Below are 20,730 nucleotides of genomic sequence, written 5' to 3'. Positions count from 1 at the left end.
ACATCTTGCCCTTCCAATGGAACCTTCAAACCACCCCGGATACTACCAGTAGCACTGCCACCAAAGACGTGCTTAACATCACGCCGAGCTCAATAAAAAGCGAAGTCTTTACATTAAATTTCAACGCTGTCCGCTGGTAAAAATGTTGTCGGTGCGCCTCCCACCAGCGCTCCCCTCTTGCTACCCGCAGCAGAAGTGTCGCCGTTGCATCCAACCAGAAGGGACAAAAAATTATTAGCGGAATTACCCAGTGGAATACGCCCTGCTGCCAGCCCGCAACACTGACGGTAAAAACGGCGAGGCCAATTACGGTAGAGCCCGCATCGCCAAGAAAAATCCGCGCCTGCGGCCAATTGTAGTACAAAAATACGGCACTACAGGCAGCCACCAGGAAGCAAACCCCCGCCAGCGCGTGTGCACCCTGAAACGCACAGATAATCCCGAGCGAACCAAACCCGATCGCCGTCATGCTGCCAGCGAAGCCATCCATCCCATCCATAAAATTGTACAGGTTGATCACCCAGACGCCGCCGACAAGCAGAGGAATCCAGATAACCCAGTGCAAAACTTCTGGCGCCAGCGCATACAACACCAGCAAAACGGACAATATTTGAACAAAAAAACGCGTACGCGCCCGCAATGGCCGAAGGTCGTCAATCAATGAGACCGCAAACAAGGCTAGAAATGCGACTACCATCGGCAAAGAAAGCGACAGGCCACTGACGATCAGACCGACGGCCATACCTGCAATAACCGCCCAACCACCAGTGCGAGGAACCGGTACTTCGTGCAGCGAACGATGATTGGGCGTATCAAGCGCCAGCTGTCCCAGGCGGGAAAGGAGTAGCCATAAAACAGCCACCGTGACAGCAGATGCCGTGATCAGTGGAATCATCCAGTGATCCAGTACTGCCCCCATTAATTCTCCCCCAGAAATCGACTATAGCGCTGCAACGGCTGCCAGTTGAGCCGAGTTTTGAGCCGCTCTGCACTATAAAGCTCGCTCCGACCCACATCAAGGAAACCTGTCTTAAGTCCCATAAATCCCAAGATCTTAAATGGAAACAAAGCCAGATGTGTAAATCCTCGGCTACTTTTTATACATCGACCACTGGCTGCTGTGCCGATGGATGCCAGATTGTAATAACCGGGCTCGGCAATAATGAAGATTTCCTGGCGACATTGTGAATCGCCGACACACACAATCGCTGCAATAAGGTCCTCGAGCGCCACAACACTTCGATAGCCCGTAGCGGGAACAACCGGCACCACCCTGCACCAGGCCCGCAGCCGGTACTTCCACTTCATCGCACGCTTGGGCGTTAGTGGCTCAACAGCGGAGCTGCCCCTGCCGCCCCCACCACTAACGCCACCACAATAGCTTCCATAAACTGCCGCTGGCCGCAAAACGTTGACCCGAACCCCTCCTCTGCGAGCGAGAAGCTGCACTTCCGCACGCCACTTGCTGCCACCGTAAGAATCACTGGCGGGCACGCCCCCCTCTTCCGTCGCGACAACGCCTGCCGGCGCGCGTACCGCCTTGATACTCGAGAGATAGATAAACTGCTCTGCTTCAACAGCATCCGCCAACGCCAGCAATTCGGCTGGTAGGCGGCAATTCAATACCTCGGCCTGGTCGGGATTTTTTCGGCAGTCACTGGACGACGCCAACCCCGCAGCATAGACAACAATATCGCCAGCCTGAAACACGTCGGAAAAAAGTGCCGGGTCAAATACCACAATCTGGCGATGCGCACAGCCCACAGGCCCGGATTCAGCACGGGAGACGGAGAGCACCGGCTCTCCTGCCTGCACCAGGTAACGGCACAGCGCTGAACCGATATAGCCGGAACTACCAATCACCACCCAGCGCATTGTCGAATTTCAAACCTCACACATCTTACGCTCGCCTTCCGCAAGCACCACCAAAAAAGACAGCGCCTTCGCGCTGCCTTTTTTGAATTCTTTATAACTCGATACGATCTTTGTTCTTATCCAGAGTGGCCATCCCGATACCCTTGACCTCAAGCAGCTGCTCAACGCTGGAGAAGCCTCCGTTGGCCTCACGGTACTGCACGATAAGCTCCGCCTTTGCCGGGCCAACCCCTTCCAGTGCCGCTGAAAGCTCTTCCACTGTCGCAGAATTGAGATTTACCTGTACCTGCTCCTGCACAACTACATCTTCAGCACTGGCCGAATGAACCTGAGCCAGCATCAGGAAAACAGCAAATATTGCAGTAAGCGGGAGTCGAATAAATTTCATGGAAAAAGTCCTTTTATTGGTTAACGTTGGGTCTTCACTCCGTGGGACCACAAACCTCCCCAGGCACTCGGGACTTTACCAGTAATTTTCGCCAAGTTAAGAGTTCGGCCATTACAGGCCATTACATTTGCATACAGCCAGTCACAAACTGGCACGCCTGTTTTATTCAGGCATTCTCTATATCGGCAACGATCGCCTTGAGCGCTGCGGCCGGGTCTTTTGCGCCGGTAACAGGGCGACCAATCACCAGGTAATCGGAACCGTTGTGCAACGCATCTACCGGTGTAACGATTCTTCGCTGATCGCCTGCATCGGTACCAGCCGGACGAATCCCCGGAGTCACCAGCGCGAAATCGGAGCCGCAGGCAGACTTCAATGCTTCAGCTTCCTGTGCCGAACACACCACACCATCTAGGCCGCTTTTTTTTGCCAGCTCAGCCAGCGCAATCACCTGCTCTTTCAATGGGCGATTTACCCCTACCGGCGCCAACTCATCTTCCGCCGTACTCGTCAGCACGGTAACACCGATCAACAGCGGGCGATCATCTCCCAGCGGTGCCAGGGCCTCGGCAGCCGCCAGCATCATCCGCTCGCCACCAATGGCATGGACATTGACCATCCACACACCCAGATTGGCTGCAGCGCGTACCGCAGCCGCCACCGTGTTGGGGATGTCGTGAAATTTCAGATCCAGAAAGACCTGGAACCCCGACTGCACAAGCTTTCGCACCAGGTCCGGGCCGGCGATAGTAAACAACTCTTTACCCACTTTGACACGGCACACCGCCGGGTCGAGCTGCGCCGCCATCGCCAGGGCTGCATCTGCGTTGTCGTAATCCAGAGCGACAATTACCGGGGAAGAGACAGGCACAGGAGAAGTAAAAGAGTCAGTCAATGGACACCTCAAGGTCAAAAAATTGAATTAAGTGAATACCGCTTGAAATAGCTGGCGATTACTCGCCTTCGATTCCCTTCACAGAACGCACGCTGTCCCAACGCTTGCAGCTAGGACAGAGCCAGTGCAGCTGGTTCCCGGAAAAACCGCAGCTGTTACAGCGGTAATGGGGGCGGCTGGCAATCAGCTGATCAATCAGGTTTTTCAGTAAAAAGAGATTTTCTCGCGCGCGGCCCTGGGTGCTGTCTACGTGCAGATTCAGAAAATGCCCGAGTCCGCGTAGGGATGGCCGTATGGCCAGCTGCTTGCCGATAAATGCCGCCGCATCCGCCTCACTTTGCTGCTGATGAATCCGCTCGGTCAGAGCGATCAAAACGCTATTTGACGGATGCTCTTTGAGAAGCCGCTCAAGGTAGGTGACCAGGCCAGCTTCATCCCCCAGCGTTTCGTAGCAGGTAATCAGCAACTCGAGAATTTCAGGGATATAGTCTGGACTTTGACGAGGAATCCGCTCGAGGACTTTAATTGCCTCTTGTGGGCGCCCCAGCAAGTGCTCCATTTGCCCCAGTAACAAGTTGGCACGGACCGAGTGACGGTCGTATCCGAGTGCCGCATCAATGTGTTTGCGTGCGCTGAGGTAATCTTTGCCGCTAATGGCTTCGTCCGCCAGCTCGCAACAGAAATGCGCCTGGATCGGCGCCCACTCTTCCGGCAACCGCTTGAATCGACGCCCATGCAGCAGGTTGACCGCATGAATGGCCTTGGCCCACTCACGCTCATCCCGGTAAACCTCCACCAGGTATTCGAGACTGGTGCTACGCAGCTCAGAAGAGGTTTCCACCAGCTCCTGCAGTAGACGCTCGGCCCGGTCGAGCCAACCGGCGGCGATATAGTCTCGCGCCAGCTCCAGCTGTGCCTTTTGCTGACTGATGCGATTCAGGCTCGGGCGCGCGAGAAGGTTCTGGTGTACCCGGATGGCCTGGTCGTGCTCGCCGCGCTTGCGCAGGAGGTTACCGAGGGCGAGATGGGTTTCGAAGGTGGCGCTGCTGACTTCCAGCGCATCAATGAATTTTTCAATGGCGTCGTTATGGCGCTCACTGAGCAGGTAGTTAAGGCCCTGCGCATAGGACTGCGCCAGCGCCTGATGCTGATTATTTTTCGCGCCTTTCTTTTTGCCGCTCTTTCGCCCGAGGTACCACCCAATGGCGATGGCCGCAAAAATGAAAATGAAAAACGTCAGGTCGCTCAACTCACTCTCCGGCAACCTGGCGTCGCACTGTCTGCAGCTCTCGCTCCGTGCGCAATAGCTGGCGCTCCAGAGCCTTAACCCGACGACGCTCGGTCCAGTAAGGCAGCAGGCTCGCTAAAAATCCCAGCAGTGCTCCGATCAATAAAAATCCAATCAGCCAGAAACCCACACTCCCCGGGAACAGGTCAAACCCGGCGAACCTGGGCGTAATACTCTCGGGGTTATCGACTGCGAAATAGACCCCCAGGGCGATACAGGCCAATGCCAGTACCCCAAATAGCAATCGAGATATCCAACGCAGAAATGACAAGTAAACCTCCGGCTCCGGAAGGAGTGAAAAATCGTTTAGTCCGTTACAGTGTTAGCCCACTGTCATCAGCTCGGCACTATTTTCGGCAACATCTTCGGTGCCATCTCTGGCACGACCTTTGGCACTACCTATAGCAGCCCCAATAGCCTCTATACACGGGGTAACCGAAAAATTAGCCCGACACACAGGCGATGCGCCAATCACGCGTCTTCATACGCGCGATGCATCTGCTGATTTACTCTGTCCCTGAGCTCTTTTCCCGGCTTGAAGTGCGGCACGTATTTGCCCGCCAGCTCGACGGAGTCGCCGGTCTTGGGGTTGCGGCCGGTTCGCGGCGCGCGGTAGTGCAGGGAAAAACTGCCGAATCCCCGGATTTCGATCCGCTCTCCTTCTGCCAGAACACCCGACATGGTGTCCAGCATGACTTTTACCGCCAGTTCTACATCCTTAACCGGCAGCTGATCCAACCTCAGAGCAATCTTATCGATCAGTTCAGACTTGGTCATGCAGTCCGCAATCCTTTCTAAGTCATTGATTATTCTCGAATAGCGGCAATCATCTAATAGAAAGCCGGACTGGGCAACCCCAGTCCGGCTTTCGCATAGCCCTAAATCATTGATTTTGGGCTTTTAATAACAGGACCTTATCAGTCTTTGTTATTCATCTGCGCCTTGATCAGGTCACCGATAGTCGCTGGCTGAACCTGTTCGGCCTGCTTCTTGGTGTGATCCTTAACGGCTTGCTTCTCGTCGTCCTGATCCTTGGCTTTGATGGAGAGGCTGATCACGCGGTTCTTGCGATCCACGCTGGTGATCTTGGTCTCGATCTCTTCGCCTTCTTTCAGGGCGTTGCGGGCGTCTTCAACCTTGTCACGGCTGATTTCGGAAGCGCGCAGAACGCCTTCTACTTCGTCAGCCAGAACAATGACAGCCTGCTTGGCGTCTACTTCTTTGATGGTACCCATCACGATGCTGCCGCGATCGTTGGTGGCAACGTAATCGGTGAACGGATCGGATTCCAGCTGCTTGATACCCAGGGAGATACGCTCGCGGTCGGAGTCGATACCCAGGATAACGGTTTCCAGTTCGTCACCTTTCTTGAACTTGCGTACAGCGTCTTCGCCAGCTTCGTTCCAGGAGATGTCGGACAGGTGAACCAGGCCGTCGATGCTGCCGTCCAGACCGATGAAGATACCGAAGTCGGTGATGGACTTGATCTTACCGGAGATCTTGTCGCCTTTAGCGAATTTACGCGCAAAGGCATCCCACGGGTTTTCTTGACACTGCTTGATACCCAGGGAGATACGACGACGCTCTTCGTCGATATCCAGAATCATTACCTCGACCTCGTCGCCAACATTGACAACTTTGGACGGGTGAATGTTCTTGTTGGTCCAATCCATTTCGGATACGTGCACCAGACCTTCCACACCTTCTTCCAGCTCGGCAAAGCAGCCATAGTCGGTCAGGTTGGTTACAACCGCCTTCACGCGGCTGTTTTCCGGGTAACGAGCCTTGATGGAAACCCAAGGATCTTCGCCCAGCTGCTTCAGACCCAGGGATACACGGCTGCGCTCGCGGTCGAACTTGAGGACTTTTACGTCGATCTCGTCGCCAACGTTCACGATCTCGCTCGGGTGCTTGATGCGCTTCCAAGCCATGTCGGTGATGTGCAGCAGGCCGTCGATACCGCCCAGATCTACGAAAGCACCGTAGTCGGTCAGGTTCTTCACGATACCTTTGATCGCCATGCCTTCTTGCAGGCTGGCCAGCAGAGCTTCGCGCTCTTCGCTGTTGGCAGCTTCCATTACGGCGCGACGGGAAACAACAACGTTGTTGCGCTTGGCGTCCAGCTTGATGACTTTAAAGTCGAGCTCTTTGCCTTCCAGGTGCGCGGTGTCGCGTACCGGACGTACATCTACCAGAGAGCCTGGCAGGAATGCGCGGATGTTAGCCACGTCAACGGTGAAGCCACCTTTGACCTTACCGCTGATAACACCTTTAACCACTTCATCTGCAGCGTGTGCAGCGTCGAGGATTTTCCAGGCTTCAGCGCGCTTGGCTTTTTCGCGGGACAGACGGGTTTCACCGAAGCCATCTTCAACAGCTTCCAGGGCAACCTGTACTTCGTCGCCGATCTGCAGATCGACTTCGCCTTTCTCGTTTTTGAACTGCTCTGCCGGGATAACACCCTCAGACTTCAGGCCCGCGTGTACGGTTACCCAGTCTTTATCGATGTCGATGACCATACCGGTCACGATAGCGCCAGGCGCCATCTCAACACTCTTCAAGCTCTCTTCAAATAACTCAGCAAAGTTCTCGGTCATTACTCATACCTATATGGGTAGGTTCGGCCGTGGATGACGATAAAAAGTGTCTATCTTCAGCGCAAACCCCGCCGCGCTGCCAGCACGCGGGTTAGATTACGAAAGCGGCCGGGCAATTCTGGCTGATCCCGGCCGCTGTCGTTAAAAAACTATCTGTCTGTACCGGAGCTTAGCCGATGCCTGTCAGCCGATACGCTGCTGCACCAGGTCCAGTACTTTGTGCAGGACACCGTCGATATCGATGTCCGTACTATCCAGCACCACCGCGTCTTCTGCGGGGGCCAGAGGGGAGGCTGCGCGGTTCATATCCCGGTCGTCCCGGGCGCGGATGTCCTCCAGCAGGTCGCGGAGGCTAACAGAAACCCCCCTGCCCTGCAACTGATCGAAGCGGCGACGGGCGCGCTCTTCGGCACTGGCGGTCAGAAAGACTTTGACCGGCGCGTCAGGGAACACTGTAGTGCCCATATCACGACCGTCTGCGACGAGCCCCGGCAGTGCGCGGAAGTCCCGCTGGCGCTGCAACAGCGCCTCGCGCACGGCGGGAATTGCCGCCACTTTCGACGCCGCCATGCTCACTCGCTCCATGCGGATGTCGCGGCTTACATCTTTCCCCTCCAGCACAGCACTGACCTCGCCGCCAGCAATAGCGAAGCGGATATCCAGGTTGCCGGCAATTGCCGCGACCCGTGCCTCATCCAGATTGTCGCCATCCAGTGCCACGTCGGCATTAAGCGCCGCCAGCGCCGTCAGGCGGTACAGGGCGCCGGAATCCAGCAGTGCATAGCCGAGCTTGTCCGCCAGCAGCTTGGCGATGGTGCCTTTGCCAGAGCCACTGGGGCCGTCGATTGTGACTACAGGAGGGATAGAGGTCATATCAGTCATCACTAATTTGGTACTACTTTAGTTGGCTGGTATTGCAGATGGCAGGAATATTACCCGAGGCGCACGCGCCCAATGCCCACAAGGTGCGCTTAGCGCACCTCAAGGTTCATTCCCGCACCCGTTGCCAGTTCGGCAAAGTTAGGGAAAGAGGTAGCCACGTTAGCGCAGTGCTGGATACGAATATCCGCGCCCGCACGCAGTGCAGCAACGGCAAACGACATGGCAATACGGTGGTCACCAAGGCTATCCACTTCCCCACCACCAAACACCGGAGATTCGCTGCCACCTTTACCCTGGATCACGATACCGTCCGGAGTTGGCTCAGCATCAATGCCCAGAATCTTGAGGCCATCCGCCATGGCTTGAATACGGTCACTCTCCTTAACCCGCAACTCTTCCGCGCCAGTTAGTACCGTTTCACCTTCCGCACAGGAAGCCGCCACGAAAATGGCCGGGAACTCGTCAATGGCCAGGGGGACCTGATCTTCCGGGACCTGGATACCTTTCAGTGGCGCGTAGCGCACACGAATATCTGCCACTGGCTCACCGCCAACTTCGCGCTGGTTCTCCAGCGTGATATCCGCACCCATTTCCCGCAGGATGTTAATCGCACCGTCACGGGTAGGATTGATCCCTACGTGTTGCAACAACACATCGGAGCCCGGCGCAATGGAAGCCGCCACCATATAGAAGGTTGCGGAAGATATGTCTGCGGGTACATCGATATGTCCAGCGGTCAATTTGCCGCCACCGCTCAGGCTGGCACGGGGACCGTCGCGCTGCACTTCATAGCCAAACCCGGCCAGCATACGCTCGGTGTGATCGCGAGTGGGGGCAGGTTCCGTGGTGCTGGTTTCCCCTTCGGCGTAGAGTCCCGCCAGCAGAACGCAGGATTTCACCTGGGCACTGGCCATGGGCAAGGTGTAATCGATGGCCCTTAGCTTGTTACCACCCTTAATTTTGAGCGGCGGACGGCCATCTTCACCGGTTTCGACCACCGCACCCATTTCACGCAGTGGATTGGCCACACGATTCATCGGGCGCTTGGACAGGGATTCATCGCCGGTAAGCACCGTGTCAAACGCCTGCCCAGCCAGAAGTCCGGCCAGCAAACGCATGGAGGTGCCCGAGTTGCCCACGTAAAGCGGCCCGGGAGGCGCTTGCAGGCCATGCAGACCAACACCGTGAATGGTAACGCGACCGTTCACCGGACCTTCGATCACAACACCCATATCACGGAATGACTGCAGGGTGGCCAAAGCATCCTCCCCCTCCAGAAACCCTTCCACCTCGGTAATGCCTTCCGCCAGGGAGCCCAGCATGATCGAGCGGTGTGACATGGACTTATCACCGGGTACCCGCAGTTCGCCATTGACCGCACCGCCCGGGTGGGCAATAAAAGTTACTTCGTTCGCTTCCATAGTTTCCGTATACGCTTTTTTGGCCAGCATTTTGGTGAAGTGATCCCGTGCCGCCTTGGCCCGGGTAAATACCCCCATCAGATGTTCGCTGTCGCCGCTGGCAATGGCACTGCGCAGTGAATTCAGGTTGGAGGTGTAGAGATCAATCGACTGCAAAATCGCATCGCGATTGGCGAGCATGATGTCCCGCCACATGACCGGATCGCTGGAGGCGATGCGGGTAAAATCACGAAAACCGCCGGCGGCATAACGGAAAATATTTTCGTTTTCCGCATCGTGGGCCAGAGTATCCACCAGGCCGAAGGCGATCACATGGGGAAGGTGGCTGGTAGCGGCGAGCACTTCATCGTGCTCCTCCACCGGCATGGTCAATACTTCCGCACCCACCGCTTCCCACATGCGTTGAATGCGCTGGGTATGCTCTACCGCGGTCTCTGCCAGCGGCGTAAGAATAATACGGTGGGCAATATACAGATCGTCCCGCGCCGCAGTAACACCGCTCTGCTCGGAACCTGCGATGGGGTGACCGGGCACCAGAAATTCCGGCACCACCCCCCAAACATTCTTTGCCGCAGCAACAACACTGCCCTTTACGCTGGCACCGTCGGTTACCGTCACGCCGCCAGGCAGGCGACCTTTTAGTTGCGCGAAAACCGCTTCCACCGTCAGAGTCGGCACCGCGACAAAAATCACATCCCCCGCTTCCAGCTCGGGCAAAATCTCGGCAAGATCGGTAACCGCCCGGTCCACCACACCAAGGGCGACAGCCTGCTCACCGGTTTGCGCGCGGCGCGCGACACCGATGATCTCGCGGCACCCGCTCGCGGCCCTGAGCCCCAGCGCCAAACTGCCGCCAATCAGCCCGATACCTACAACAACCAAACGGCCCACAGCACCCTGCTTTGCCCCCTTCCCTAGATCCGGCATTTACAATACTCCGCGAGGGTATGATCCGAGCACTTTCATATCAGCGGCGCAGGCACCTACATCTTTCAGTGCAGCGGCGACATTTTCGCTGTCGCGGTGGCCAACAAAATCGATGAAGAACACATAGGTCCAGTTGCCACTTTGTGACGGGCGGGTTTCTACGCGGGTCAAATCAATCTTGTGTGTCTGGAACGGCACCAGCAGATCGTGCAGCGCACCCGGCTCATTGCGCATGGAAACCATCAGTGAGGTCTTGTCATCGCCGCTGGCAGGCACTGCCTGGGAGCCGATGATCAGGAAACGAGTGGAGTTGTCCGGGCGATCCTCAATCTTTTCATTCAGGATTTTCAGGCCGTACATATCTGCCGCCATATCACCGGCGATGGCCGCGGCATTCCACTCACCTTTTACCCGCTTGGCGGCCTCCGCATTACTCGCAACCGCTACACGCTCCACATTCGGGTAGTAGGAGTCCAGCCACTTGCGGCACTGCGCCAGGCTCTGGGCATGGGAATAAATACGGGTGATAGAGTCTTTGCGAGTAATATCAGAAATCATCAGGTGCTGGTGAATCCGAAGCTCCACCTCACCGCAGATTTTCATGTTGGAAGTCATAAAGTTGTCCAGGGTGTGATTCACCACACCCTCGGTGGAGTTCTCCACCGGCACCACACCGTAATTGACCGCGCCTGCTTCTACTTCGCGGAATACTTCATCGATGGCCGACAACGGCTTGGATACGGCGGAATGGCCGAAGTGCTTCAACGCCGCCTGCTGGGTAAAGGTTCCTTCCGGGCCCAGGTAAGCCACCTTGATCGGCTCTTCCAGAGCAAGACAGGCAGACATGATCTCGCGAAACAACCGCGCCAACTCCTCGTTGGTCAAGGGGCCAGGGTTTCGCTCCATGGCCCGACGCAGTACCTGCGCTTCCCGCTCAGGGCGGTAATACAGCGCATTTTCGCCGTTACTTTTTTTCACTTCTGCCACTTCCAGCGCGCAGTTGGCACGCTCGGAAATCAGCCGCGCGATATCGCTATCGAGACTGTCGATGCGATCGCGAAGTTCCAGCAGGCGCTCGTCCTGCTTTGGCTTGTCTTCAGACATAATTCTCGCCTAACAATGTAAATTCCGTTGCTTGTTCACAATCAGCCGTGGCGCTGTTCAAAATCCGCCATAAACGCGACCAGCGTTTCCACTGCTTCCAGTGGAACAGCGTTGTAAAGCGAGGCGCGCATACCACCGACGGAGCGATGCCCCTTCAGGGCCAGCAGACCAGCAGCTTCCGACTCTTTCAGGAACTGCTTGTCCAGAGCATCGTCCGCCAGCACAAAAGGTACGTTCATGCGCGAGCGACTTTCCACCGCCACCGGGCTCGAGAAAAATGCACTACGATCAAGGAAATCGTACAGCAGCCCGGACTTTTTCAAGCTCAGTTCGGCCATGGCGTCAACGCCACCCTGGGCTTTCAGCCACTTGAACACCAGGCCCGACAGATACCAGGCAAAGGTGGGTGGGGTGTTATCCATGGACTGCCCATCTGCAGCAACCTTCCAGTTCAGGCTGCGCGGAATGCCCGGCAGTGCCCGATCCAGCAGGTCATCGCGCACAATACCCACCGCAATGCCAGACGGGCCAATGTTTTTCTGAGCACCCGCATAGATAAAACCGAACTTCTCCACCGGAATCGGTTGCGACAGAATGGTCGAAGACATGTCTGCAACCAGCGGGCTCTGCACTTCCGGGATATACGGAAACTCCACGCCACCAATTGTCTCATTGGGCGTGTAGTGGAAATACGCCGCATCGTCGCTTTCCTGCCAGGCATCTGCGGCCGGCGCGTAACAGAAATTGCGATCTTCCGATGACGCCACGATATTCACATCACCGTATCGGCGCGCCTCCTTGATCGCCTTATCCGCCCACTGGCCCGTGTGGATGTAATCCGCTTTTTTACTACCAGCGCCCAGCAGGTTCCAGGGAATGGCGCTGAACTGCCCCGTTGCCCCGCCCTGTAAAAACAGCACCTTGTAATTGTCGGGGATGCTCAGCAGATCTCGCAGATCCTGCTCAGCCTCTTCCGCGACCGCAGTAAATTCTGGCGAGCGGTGGCTAACTTCCATTACCGAACAGCCAGCGCCCTGCCAGTCCAGCAACTCTTCCTGCGCCTGCCTTAACACTGGTTCCGGCAGTGCCGCAGGTCCCGCACAGAAATTAAACTTTCTCATTGATTCACTTCCACAGAGAAAACAAAGTTGAATTTGATCGAATTGAATTAAAACTTTGGCCCAGAGAGAAAAGTCGAGATACAAAAACCCCGTTTAGGCACCTCTCGATTACAGATCTTTCGACCGCAGGCCAGCTCTACCCGTTAAAGTCAAAAAAGGCCGCGAGTGATCGCAGCCTTTTTTGAGGGGAAAGAGGAATCTGTTGTTACTCCTCAGCAGCGCCGTCTTCAGCTGCTTCGCCGCCTTCACCACCCTCACCTTCGGGAGCTTCCGCTTCCTGAATCCGCGCCAGGCCCACCAGGTTCTCATTTTCCTTCAGGCGGATAACGCGAACCCCCTGGGTATTACGCCCCAACTCGGATACTTCATCGACCCGGGTACGCACCAGGGTGCCCTGATCGGAAATCAACATGATTTCCTCACCGGAATGCACCTGACAGGCACCGACCAGCTCACCATTTCGCTCACTGGAGGCAATCGCAATCACGCCCTGGTTACCGCGGCCCTTGGTCGGGAAGTCCGCAGTAGCGGTGCGTTTGCCGTAGCCGTTTTCGGTGGCCATCATCACCGAGCCACCCTCTTCCGGGATCACCATGGCGATAACGTACACACCTTCTGCCATACGGATACCGCGCACACCGCGGGAAACGCGCCCCATGGAGCGCACATTTTCCTCGGCGAAACGGGCAGCTTTACCGGCACTGGTCAGCAGCAGTACATCCTGCTTGCCGTCAGTAATAGCGGTGGCCACCAGGCGATCGCTTTCTTCCAGTTCAATTGCCCGCAAGCCAACACTACGCGGACGGGAAAAGGCGGTCAGCGGGGTTTTCTTCACCGTGCCATTGGCCGTGGCGAAGAAAATAAAATGATCTTCATCGTATTCAGACACCGGCATCAGGCTACTGATGCGTTCGTCGTCTTCCAGCGGCAACATGTTCACCATCGGGCGACCACGGGAGGCACGGCCAGCGGTAGGTACTTCATAGACCTTAAGCCAGTACACCTTGCCCTTATTGGAGAAGCACAAGATGGTGTCGTGGGAGTTGGCAATCAACAGGTGCTCGACAAAGTCTTCATCTTTTACCTGAGTGGCGGATTTACCCATACCACCACGGCGCTGCGCCTGGTAGTCCGCCAGTGGCTGGCTCTTGGCGTAACCGCCGTGCGAAATGGTCACCACCTTGTCTTCCGGGGTGATCAGGTCTTCAACGGAGAGGTCCTGACGGGACGCGACAATCTCGGAACGACGCTCATCGCCAAACTCCTTTTCCAGCACTTCCAGCTCGTCGCGAATCACCTGCATCAGGCGCTCAGGGCTACCCAGAATTTCCAGGTACTCAGCGATCTGCTCCAGGCGCTCACTGTACTCGGCCAGCAACTTGTCGTGCTCCATCCCCGTGAGGCGGTGCAGACGCAGTTCGAGAATGGCCTGGGCCTGGGCGGGCGAGAGATAGTAGCTACCATCGCGCAAACCAAACTCTTTTGGCAGGTCGTCCGGACGACAGGCGTCTGCGCCGGCGCGCTCCAGAAACTGCTCCACCTCGCCAACCGGCCAGCCCTTGGCCAGCAAGGCTTCACGCGCTTCTGCCGGCGTAGCGGACGCTTTGATCAGCTCAATCACCGGGTCGATATTGGAGATCGCAATCGCCAGACCTTCCAGGATATGCCCACGCTCACGCGCTTTGCGCAGCAGGTATACCGTACGGCGGGTAACGACTTCCTGGCGGTGACGGATAAAATATTCCAGCAGCTGCTTCAAATTCAGCAACTTGGGCTGGCCATCCACCAGAGCCACCATATTGATACCGAACACACTTTCCAGCTGGGTCTGGGAGTAAAGGTTGTTCAATACCACATCGCCAAGCTCGCCGCGCTTGAGCTCAATCACTACGCGCAGGCCGTCTTTATCGGACTCGTCGCGCAGCTCGGAAATGCCTTCGATTTTCTTCTCTTTTACCAGCTCGGCAATACGCTCGATCAGGCGCGCCTTGTTCAGCTGGTACGGAATCTCATGAACGATGATGGTTTCGCGATTGGTCTTGTCATCGCGGATCACTTCCGCTTTCGCGCGAATATAGATACGTCCGCGGCCAGTGCGGTAGGCCATCAGAATACCGGCGCGGCCATTGATAATGGCGCCAGTGGGGAAATCAGGGCCCGGGATATATTCCATCAAATCATCGATGGTCAGCTCGCTGTTGTCGATCAGCGCCAGACAGCCCCGCACCACTTCACTCATATTGTGCGGTGGGATATTGGTCGCCATACCCACGGCAATACCGGAAGAACCGTTTACCAGCAGATTCGGTACCCGCGACGGCAGGACTTCCGGCATCTGCTCGGAGCCATCGTAGTTGTCGACAAAATTGACGGTTTCTTTATCGAGATCGGACAGCAGCTCGTGCGCCAGCTTGTCCATGCGAATTTCGGTGTAACGCATGGCTGCCGCACTGTCACCATCGATGGAACCGAAGTTGCCCTGGCCATCCACCAGCATATAACGCAGAGAAAATGGCTGCGCCATACGCACAATGGTGTCGTACACCGCACTGTCGCCGTGCGGGTGGTATTTACCGATGACGTCACCCACCACACGGGCGGACTTTTTATACGGCTTGTTCCAGTCGTTTTTGAGTTCGTTCATGGCGTAGAGCACGCGCCGGTGAACCGGCTTCAGGCCATCACGCACATCTGGCAACGCGCGGCCTACAATCACGCTCATCGCATAGTCGAGGTAGGATTGCTTCAGCTCTTCTTCGATATTGATCGGAGAAATTTCTTTGGCTATTTCGCCCATGTTTTCAGGCATTCCTTATCGTTAACGCCGCCAGCAGGGCTGGCCCCTCTTCAGCCCTGGCACTACACCCCTTCGTCGGGCGGCACTGCCAAAGGCCGGGAAACAGGTGGGGCTCACTGGTCACAGCCCCGATCAAGCGGGCGATTCTACCACAATTGGCGCAGGGAAGGACGACTTGTACGGACTTGTTCACGCGCCTCCCCGCCGTTAAAGTCTGCAGCTTTCCAGCGGAACAAAAAACACACAATGGCCAACAGTAATCCCAACAGCACACGCCAGAAACCGGGCAAAAAACAACCAATCGATACCCTGATTCACGCCCGCTGGATTATTCCGGTGGTCCCGGAAAAACGCGTGTACGAAAACTGCTCACTGGCCATCGATAGCGGCATCATCACTGCCATCCTCCCCAGCAACGAGGCCCGCAACCGCTTCGACGCAAACGAAGAGCACCAGCTGGGCGACCAACTGCTGATCCCAGGCCTGATCAACACCCACAACCACGCCGCCATGAGCCTGCTGCGCGGATACGCCGACGACCAGCCGCTGATGACCTGGCTGGAAAAACACATCTGGCCAGCCGAGCAGCAATGGGTCAGCCCTGAATTCGTCGCCGACGGCACCCGCCTGGCCATGGCGGAAATGCTCAGAAGCGGCACCACCACATTTTCCGACCAGTACTTTTTCCCGGAAGACACCGCTGCGGCCGCTCACGATGCCGGCATGCGCGCCCAGATCGCCTTCCCGGTGATCGACTTCCCCAACAACTGGTCCAGAAACGGATTTGATGCCATCGACAAAGGCCTGGCGCTCCGGGATGACTACCGCTCCCACCCCCGCATCAGCTTCGCCTTCGCGCCCCATGCTCCCTACACCGTGGGTGACGAAACCCTGAGCAAGATCGCTATCTACACGGAAGAACTGCAAATGCCCGTGCAAATGCACCTGCATGAAACCGCCGGGGAAGTGGAAAAAGCCATAAAGGATACCGGTGAACGTCCAACCCAGCGCCTGCACCGACTCGGCCTGCTCTCCCCACAGATGCTGTGCGTACACATGACCGCCCTAGACGACAGCGACATCGCCCTGATACAGCGAACGGGCGCCCATATAGCGCACTGCCCGCGCTCCAATCTCAAACTCGCTTCGGGATTCAGTCCTGTGGCCAAACTGCTCGAAGCGGGCATCAACGTGTCCATCGGCACCGACGGCGCCGCCAGCAACAACGGGCTCGACATGCTCGCGGAAACCAACACCGCCGCCCTCCTCGCCAAGGCCGTCGCCGGCCAGGCCGACGCCCTCCCCGCCCACCAGGCACTCACCATGGCCACCATCAACGGCGCCCGCGCTCTGGGGATCGACGACGTCACCGGCAGCATCGAAGTCGGCAAAGCCGCCGACCTGTGCGCGGTGGACCTGAGTGGACTGGAACAGCAACCCCTACACGACCCGCTGTCGCAACTGATCTACACCGCCAACGGCCACCAGGTACGCAACGTCTGGGTCGCCGGCAAGCAACTGCTCAAAGACCGGAAACTCACCACCATTAATGAAGAGGAGCTGAAGCAACGGGCTGGGAATTGGCGTGATAGAATCGCGGGTCGCACGAATTAGGCAGTCGATTACTGATGACCAACGTAGATCCGGCGGAAATCGCCAAATTTGAACAGCTGGCCAGCCGCTGGTGGGACCAGCAGGGTGAGTTCAAACCCCTGCATGAGATCAACCCCCTGCGCGCCAACTATATCGACCAGCGCGCCCCCGTTGCTGGTAAAAACCTGCTCGACGTGGGCTGCGGCGGCGGCATCCTCACCGAAGCCATGGCCCAACGCGGCGCCCGGGCCACCGGCATCGACATGGGCGAAGCACCGCTCAACGTCGCCCGGTTGCACGCACTGGAGTCCGGCGTCAGCATCGACTACCAGCGTATTCCCGTAGAAGAACTCGCGGAAAAGCAACCCGGCAGCTACGACATCGTCACCTGCCTGGAAATGCTCGAACATGTGCCCGACCCGGCCTCCGTCATCCGCGCCTGCGCCAAACTGGTAAAACCCGGCGGCCACATCTTCTTCTCCACCATCAACCGCACCCCCAAAGGCTGGCTATTCGCCGTAGTTGGCGCCGAATACGTACTCCGTATGCTCCCCAAAGGCACCCACGAATACGGTAAATTCATCCGCCCGTCTGAACTGGGGCGCTGGGTGCGCGAAGCCGGCCTGCAAAGCCGCGACATCACCGGCATGACCTACAATCCCCTCACCAAGCAGTACAAACTCAACCCCAGGGACGTAGACGTCAACTACCTGATGCACACCACCCGCCCAGCAGAATAAAGCCAGAAGTATCTATTGATGAAAGCTGTACTCTTTGACCTTGACGGCACCCTGTTCGACACCGCCCCGGATTTTGTGGTGGTGCTCAATCAACTGCGCGAACAGGAAAAACTGACGCCGCTGGCGGACACCACCATCCGCGAAGTGGTCTCCAATGGCGCCCGCGCCATGGTACGGCTGGGCTTTGGGGTCGATGAAGGGGAGGCCGGGTTCGACGAACTGCGTCAGCGGCTGCTGGACCTGTACCTGATGCATCTGGCCAAGCACACCGTGCCCTTCCCGGGTATCGAAAAGCTCCTGAATCAGCTGTCGGAAAACGGCATTGCCTGGGGCGTGGTCACCAACAAGCCCTCGGCGTACACCATCCCGCTATTACAGGCATTTGCGCACCTGCCCACACCGGGAGCCATTATCTGCCCGGACGACGTCACCAACCGCAAGCCGGACCCCGAGCCGATTCTGCTCGCCTGCAACCGGATTGGCTGTGAACCGGCGGACGCCATTTATGTGGGCGATCACGAGCGCGACATCATGGCGGGACGCGCCGCCGGCATGCCCACCATCGCCTGTAGCTACGGCTATATCGACGCTGGCGACGACCCGGAAAACTGGAAAGCGGACCACCTGATACACAACGCCAGCGAGATCTGGCCGCTGATCCAACAGCACTATCTCAAGAGTGCCTGACAGCAGGCCGGGCGCTGAAAGCGCCCTCACTTCGGCCCGCTAAACAAAAAATTGAAACGAGTTCAACCACCGATGTCTGAATCCATCACCGATTACTCTGCTCCCGCAGACCTGCTGAAAGACAAAGTTATTCTCGTCACCGGCGCTGGCGACGGTATTGGCCGGGTAGCCGCCAAAACCTATGCAACCCACGGTGCCACCGTGATCCTGCTGGGACGTACCGTACCGAAACTGGAAGCGGTGTATGACGAAATTGAATCCGCAGGCGGCGCCAAACCGGCCATCCTGCCGGTGGATCTGACGCACGTAAAATGGGAAGAACTGGAATACCTCGCCCAGGGTGTGGATCAGGAGTTCGGGCGCCTCGACGGCCTGCTGCACAATGCCGGCGTGCTCGGCCAGCGCACCCCCATCGCCAATTACCACTACGCCACCTGGCAACAGGTGATGCAGATCAACGTGAACGGCGCCTTCGGTTTGACCAAGGCAATGATGCCGCTGCTGGAACAATCCAAAGCCAGCTCCGTGATCTTTACCGGCTCCGGTGTCGGCTTCAAAGGCCGCGCCTACTGGGGCGCCTACTCGGTATCCAAATTCGCCACCGAAGGCCTGATGCAAGTACTCGCCGACGAAGTGGAAGGCGTTTCCAATATCCGCGTCAACAGCATTAACCCCGGCGCCACGCGCACCAACATGCGCGCCGCCGCCTACCCCGCGGAAGACCCGCAAACCGTCGCCACGCCCGAAGACATTATGCCCACCTACCTGTATCTGATGGGTGACGACAGCATCGGCGTTAACGGCAAGTCGTTCAGCGCACAAGGCTGAACCGGCAGAACACCCCGCCTGTCTATCTCCACTGCACCTGCTATTCCCCTGCAACATTCAATGCGGGGGGTTTAGTGGTGGCAGAGCACTCCCGCGATTAAACTTCCCAAGGGCTGACTGCGTGCAGATGACGCGGTCGCGACTTGGAATGCAGCGCGCCCGACGGGCGAGGGGGATATGAAAACGTCACTCACTAACGAACTCGGCGCCCTGGCCAGCGAATCCCGCAATCCGGATACGCAGGATATCGACCTGCTGCCCACTCTCGGCATACTGGAAAAAATCAACGACGCAGACAACGGTGTGCCGGCGGTGGTGCGCCAGCTGTTACCGGAGATCGCTGAGGCGGTGGATGCCGTTGTTGCCGCCTTTAAATCCGGCGGGCGTCTGATCTACATGGGCGCCGGCACCAGCGGGCGCATCGGCCTGTTGGATGCAGTAGAGTGCCCCCCAACCTATGGTGTGCCCGAAGGCATGGTAATCCCCCTGATTGCCGGGGGCGAAGCCGCCGTGCACCGGGCACAGGAAGGCGCAGAAGATGATCCGGCGCTGGGAGAGAAAGACCTGCGGAATATCGACCTGCAGGCGAAAGACGTGGTGGTCGGCATTGCCGCCAGTGGGCGGACCCCCTATGTGACAGGCGGCCTGCGCTATGCCCGCAGCCTCGGCTGCACCACTGTGGCTCTGGCCTGCAATAAAGCGGCAGCCATCGCCGAAGAGGCCGATATCGCCATACTGCCCGAAGTGGGCCCCGAGGTACTGACCGGATCCACCCGTATGAAAGCGGGTACCGCACAGAAGCTGGTGCTGAATATGATCACCACCGCGAGCATGATCCGCACCGGCAAAAGCTTTTACAACCTGATGGTGGATGTGAAAGCGACCAACCAGAAGCTGGTGGACCGCACTCGCCGGATCGTGGTGGAAGCCACGGGAGTGGACTTTGCGGAGGCCGACCGGGTACTGGCGCAGTGCGACCACAACGCCAAGCTTGCGATCATGGTGATCCTGAGTGGGCTGGAGCGCGCTCCGGCTGAAGCTGCGTTGAAGGAGGCAGGCGGATTTCTAAGGCTCGCACTGCAAAACACAGATAAAAAAATACCCGGCTGAGCCGGGTATTTTTCAGGTGCGCACTGGGGTATGGACCAGCCGCTACCTTATCCAATGAGATCAAGGTCTAGTGCGGCCAAACTCACTCTTCCGCGTGATCGATCTCTTCAACCACGTCTTCGGCCATCTCTTCCATCTCGTCTACAGCGCCTTCAATCGACTCGGATGTTTCGTCCAACGCGTGGCCCATGGCTTCCGGCACGTCCGCGAATACATCGCCCTCGACAGAAGCCATCATGGACTCAGCAGAATCCGCCGCTTCTGCACCGGCTTTTTCTACCTCAGCAACGGCTGCTTCCACCTCTTCTACGATGGACTCTTCCGCCGCAACTGCTTCTGGCGCCGTATTTTCCAGGTTCGCATAGTAGAGGTATCCACCAATCGCTGCGATGGCGACGGCGGGAATCACTAATTTCTTCATTTCCAACCCCTGACAGTGTGTTGTTATGTGGCTATTTTTTTAGGCTCAAGCCTGTT

The 20,730-nt window shown here is 57.3% G+C and carries 19 protein-coding genes; 5 read left to right on the top strand and 14 right to left on the bottom strand.

Features of this window, described 5'->3' with window-relative positions; genetic code table 11:
- Window positions 1–25: 25 nt before the first annotated feature.
- The 13 genes from Q1A74_RS02750 to gyrA all read right to left on the bottom strand — a co-directional run bounded on the left by Q1A74_RS02750 (window position 26) and on the right by gyrA (window position 15,295).
- Window positions 26–895 carry a glycosyltransferase family 4 protein gene (locus Q1A74_RS02750; RefSeq protein WP_299592161.1) on the bottom strand — a complete coding sequence of 290 codons (870 nt, stop codon included), beginning with the start codon at window positions 893–895 and terminating at the stop codon, window positions 26–28.
- Between the two features lie 23 nt (window positions 896–918).
- Window positions 919–1,875: an NAD(P)-dependent oxidoreductase gene (locus Q1A74_RS02745; RefSeq protein ID WP_299592159.1), complete on the bottom strand. Its 957-nt coding sequence runs from the start codon at window positions 1,873–1,875 to the stop codon at window positions 919–921.
- A 91-nt stretch (window positions 1,876–1,966) separates the two neighbouring features.
- On the bottom strand, window positions 1,967–2,263 hold the full coding sequence (locus tag Q1A74_RS02740) for a ComEA family DNA-binding protein (protein ID WP_299592157.1): 297 nt from the start codon (window positions 2,261–2,263) through the stop codon (window positions 1,967–1,969).
- A gap of 166 nt (window positions 2,264–2,429) precedes the next feature.
- Window positions 2,430–3,134: an orotidine-5'-phosphate decarboxylase gene (gene pyrF / locus Q1A74_RS02735; protein ID WP_299593828.1), complete on the bottom strand. Its 705-nt coding sequence runs from the start codon at window positions 3,132–3,134 to the stop codon at window positions 2,430–2,432.
- A gap of 82 nt (window positions 3,135–3,216) precedes the next feature.
- Window positions 3,217–4,407, bottom strand: coding sequence for a lipopolysaccharide assembly protein LapB (lapB, locus tag Q1A74_RS02730; RefSeq protein ID WP_299592155.1), 1,191 nt, complete (start codon window positions 4,405–4,407; stop codon window positions 3,217–3,219).
- A gap of 1 nt (window position 4,408) precedes the next feature.
- Window positions 4,409–4,717 (bottom strand): LapA family protein, encoded by a 309-nt coding sequence (locus Q1A74_RS02725; protein WP_299592153.1) that lies wholly within the window; start codon window positions 4,715–4,717, stop codon window positions 4,409–4,411.
- Between the two features lie 200 nt (window positions 4,718–4,917).
- Entirely contained in the window at window positions 4,918–5,223 is a 306-nt protein-coding gene (gene ihfB / locus Q1A74_RS02720) for an integration host factor subunit beta (RefSeq protein WP_299592151.1), read from the bottom strand.
- A 140-nt stretch (window positions 5,224–5,363) separates the two neighbouring features.
- Window positions 5,364–7,043: a 30S ribosomal protein S1 gene (gene rpsA / locus Q1A74_RS02715; RefSeq protein ID WP_299592149.1), complete on the bottom strand. Its 1,680-nt coding sequence runs from the start codon at window positions 7,041–7,043 to the stop codon at window positions 5,364–5,366.
- A 183-nt stretch (window positions 7,044–7,226) separates the two neighbouring features.
- Window positions 7,227–7,916, bottom strand: coding sequence for a (d)CMP kinase (gene cmk / locus Q1A74_RS02710; RefSeq protein WP_299592147.1), 690 nt, complete (start codon window positions 7,914–7,916; stop codon window positions 7,227–7,229).
- Window positions 7,917–8,014: 98 nt separating this feature from the next.
- Window positions 8,015–10,273, bottom strand: coding sequence for a bifunctional prephenate dehydrogenase/3-phosphoshikimate 1-carboxyvinyltransferase (locus Q1A74_RS02705; protein ID WP_299592145.1), 2,259 nt, complete (start codon window positions 10,271–10,273; stop codon window positions 8,015–8,017).
- Window positions 10,274–11,377: a prephenate dehydratase gene (gene pheA, locus Q1A74_RS02700; protein ID WP_299592143.1), complete on the bottom strand. Its 1,104-nt coding sequence runs from the start codon at window positions 11,375–11,377 to the stop codon at window positions 10,274–10,276.
- Window positions 11,378–11,418: 41 nt separating this feature from the next.
- On the bottom strand, window positions 11,419–12,498 hold the full coding sequence (gene serC / locus Q1A74_RS02695; protein ID WP_299592142.1) for a 3-phosphoserine/phosphohydroxythreonine transaminase: 1,080 nt from the start codon (window positions 12,496–12,498) through the stop codon (window positions 11,419–11,421).
- Window positions 12,499–12,703: 205 nt separating this feature from the next.
- A complete protein-coding gene (gene gyrA / locus Q1A74_RS02690) occupies window positions 12,704–15,295 on the bottom strand; it encodes a DNA gyrase subunit A (protein ID WP_299593826.1) in 2,592 nt (863 codons plus the stop codon).
- Between the two features lie 246 nt (window positions 15,296–15,541).
- Between gyrA and Q1A74_RS02685 the strand changes: the two genes are divergently transcribed.
- The 5 genes from Q1A74_RS02685 to murQ all read left to right on the top strand — a co-directional run bounded on the left by Q1A74_RS02685 (window position 15,542) and on the right by murQ (window position 20,253).
- Window positions 15,542–16,909 carry a TRZ/ATZ family hydrolase gene (locus tag Q1A74_RS02685; protein ID WP_299592140.1) on the top strand — a complete coding sequence of 456 codons (1,368 nt, stop codon included), beginning with the start codon at window positions 15,542–15,544 and terminating at the stop codon, window positions 16,907–16,909.
- A 14-nt stretch (window positions 16,910–16,923) separates the two neighbouring features.
- Window positions 16,924–17,628, top strand: a complete 705-nt coding sequence (ubiG, locus tag Q1A74_RS02680; RefSeq protein ID WP_299592138.1) for a bifunctional 2-polyprenyl-6-hydroxyphenol methylase/3-demethylubiquinol 3-O-methyltransferase UbiG — start codon at window positions 16,924–16,926, stop codon at window positions 17,626–17,628.
- Window positions 17,629–17,646: 18 nt separating this feature from the next.
- A complete protein-coding gene (locus tag Q1A74_RS02675; RefSeq protein WP_299592136.1) occupies window positions 17,647–18,315 on the top strand; it encodes an HAD family hydrolase in 669 nt (222 codons plus the stop codon).
- An 84-nt stretch (window positions 18,316–18,399) separates the two neighbouring features.
- On the top strand, window positions 18,400–19,143 hold the full coding sequence (locus tag Q1A74_RS02670) for a YciK family oxidoreductase (protein ID WP_299593824.1): 744 nt from the start codon (window positions 18,400–18,402) through the stop codon (window positions 19,141–19,143).
- 177 nt (window positions 19,144–19,320) lie between these two features.
- Window positions 19,321–20,253 (top strand): N-acetylmuramic acid 6-phosphate etherase, encoded by a 933-nt coding sequence (gene murQ / locus Q1A74_RS02665; RefSeq protein WP_299592134.1) that lies wholly within the window; start codon window positions 19,321–19,323, stop codon window positions 20,251–20,253.
- Between the two features lie 82 nt (window positions 20,254–20,335).
- On the opposite strand, the gene Q1A74_RS02660 is transcribed toward murQ, so the two are convergent.
- Window positions 20,336–20,674, bottom strand: coding sequence for a hypothetical protein (locus tag Q1A74_RS02660; protein WP_299592132.1), 339 nt, complete (start codon window positions 20,672–20,674; stop codon window positions 20,336–20,338).
- Between the last annotated feature and the right edge of the window lie 56 nt (window positions 20,675–20,730).

This window comes from uncultured Microbulbifer sp., from assembly GCF_947504145.1.
Lineage (GTDB): Bacteria > Pseudomonadota > Gammaproteobacteria > Pseudomonadales > Cellvibrionaceae > Microbulbifer.
This window is presented reverse-complemented; position numbering and strand designations above follow the sequence as displayed.

Bases quoted from the DNA above. Each gene is read 5' to 3' on its own strand.
- Q1A74_RS02740 (WP_299592157.1), bottom strand. From the start codon at position 2,263: ATGAAATTTATTCGACTCCCGCTTACTGCAATATTTGCTGTTTTCCTG.
- ihfB (WP_299592151.1), bottom strand. From the start codon at position 5,223: ATGACCAAGTCTGAACTGATCGATAAGATTGCTCTGAGGTTGGATCAG.
- ubiG (WP_299592138.1), top strand. From the start codon at position 16,924: ATGACCAACGTAGATCCGGCGGAAATCGCCAAATTTGAACAGCTGGCC.
- gyrA (WP_299593826.1), bottom strand. From the start codon at position 15,295: ATGGGCGAAATAGCCAAAGAAATTTCTCCGATCAATATCGAAGAAGAG.
- Q1A74_RS02705 (WP_299592145.1), bottom strand. From the start codon at position 10,273: ATGCCGGATCTAGGGAAGGGGGCAAAGCAGGGTGCTGTGGGCCGTTTG.
- serC (WP_299592142.1), bottom strand. From the start codon at position 12,498: ATGAGAAAGTTTAATTTCTGTGCGGGACCTGCGGCACTGCCGGAACCA.
- Q1A74_RS02745 (WP_299592159.1), bottom strand. From the start codon at position 1,875: ATGCGCTGGGTGGTGATTGGTAGTTCCGGCTATATCGGTTCAGCGCTG.
- Q1A74_RS02660 (WP_299592132.1), bottom strand. From the start codon at position 20,674: ATGAAGAAATTAGTGATTCCCGCCGTCGCCATCGCAGCGATTGGTGGA.
- murQ (WP_299592134.1), top strand. From the start codon at position 19,321: ATGAAAACGTCACTCACTAACGAACTCGGCGCCCTGGCCAGCGAATCC.
- Q1A74_RS02750 (WP_299592161.1), bottom strand. From the start codon at position 895: ATGATTCCACTGATCACGGCATCTGCTGTCACGGTGGCTGTTTTATGG.
- rpsA (WP_299592149.1), bottom strand. From the start codon at position 7,043: ATGACCGAGAACTTTGCTGAGTTATTTGAAGAGAGCTTGAAGAGTGTT.
- cmk (WP_299592147.1), bottom strand. From the start codon at position 7,916: ATGACCTCTATCCCTCCTGTAGTCACAATCGACGGCCCCAGTGGCTCT.
- Q1A74_RS02685 (WP_299592140.1), top strand. From the start codon at position 15,542: ATGGCCAACAGTAATCCCAACAGCACACGCCAGAAACCGGGCAAAAAA.
- Q1A74_RS02675 (WP_299592136.1), top strand. From the start codon at position 17,647: ATGAAAGCTGTACTCTTTGACCTTGACGGCACCCTGTTCGACACCGCC.
- pheA (WP_299592143.1), bottom strand. From the start codon at position 11,377: ATGTCTGAAGACAAGCCAAAGCAGGACGAGCGCCTGCTGGAACTTCGC.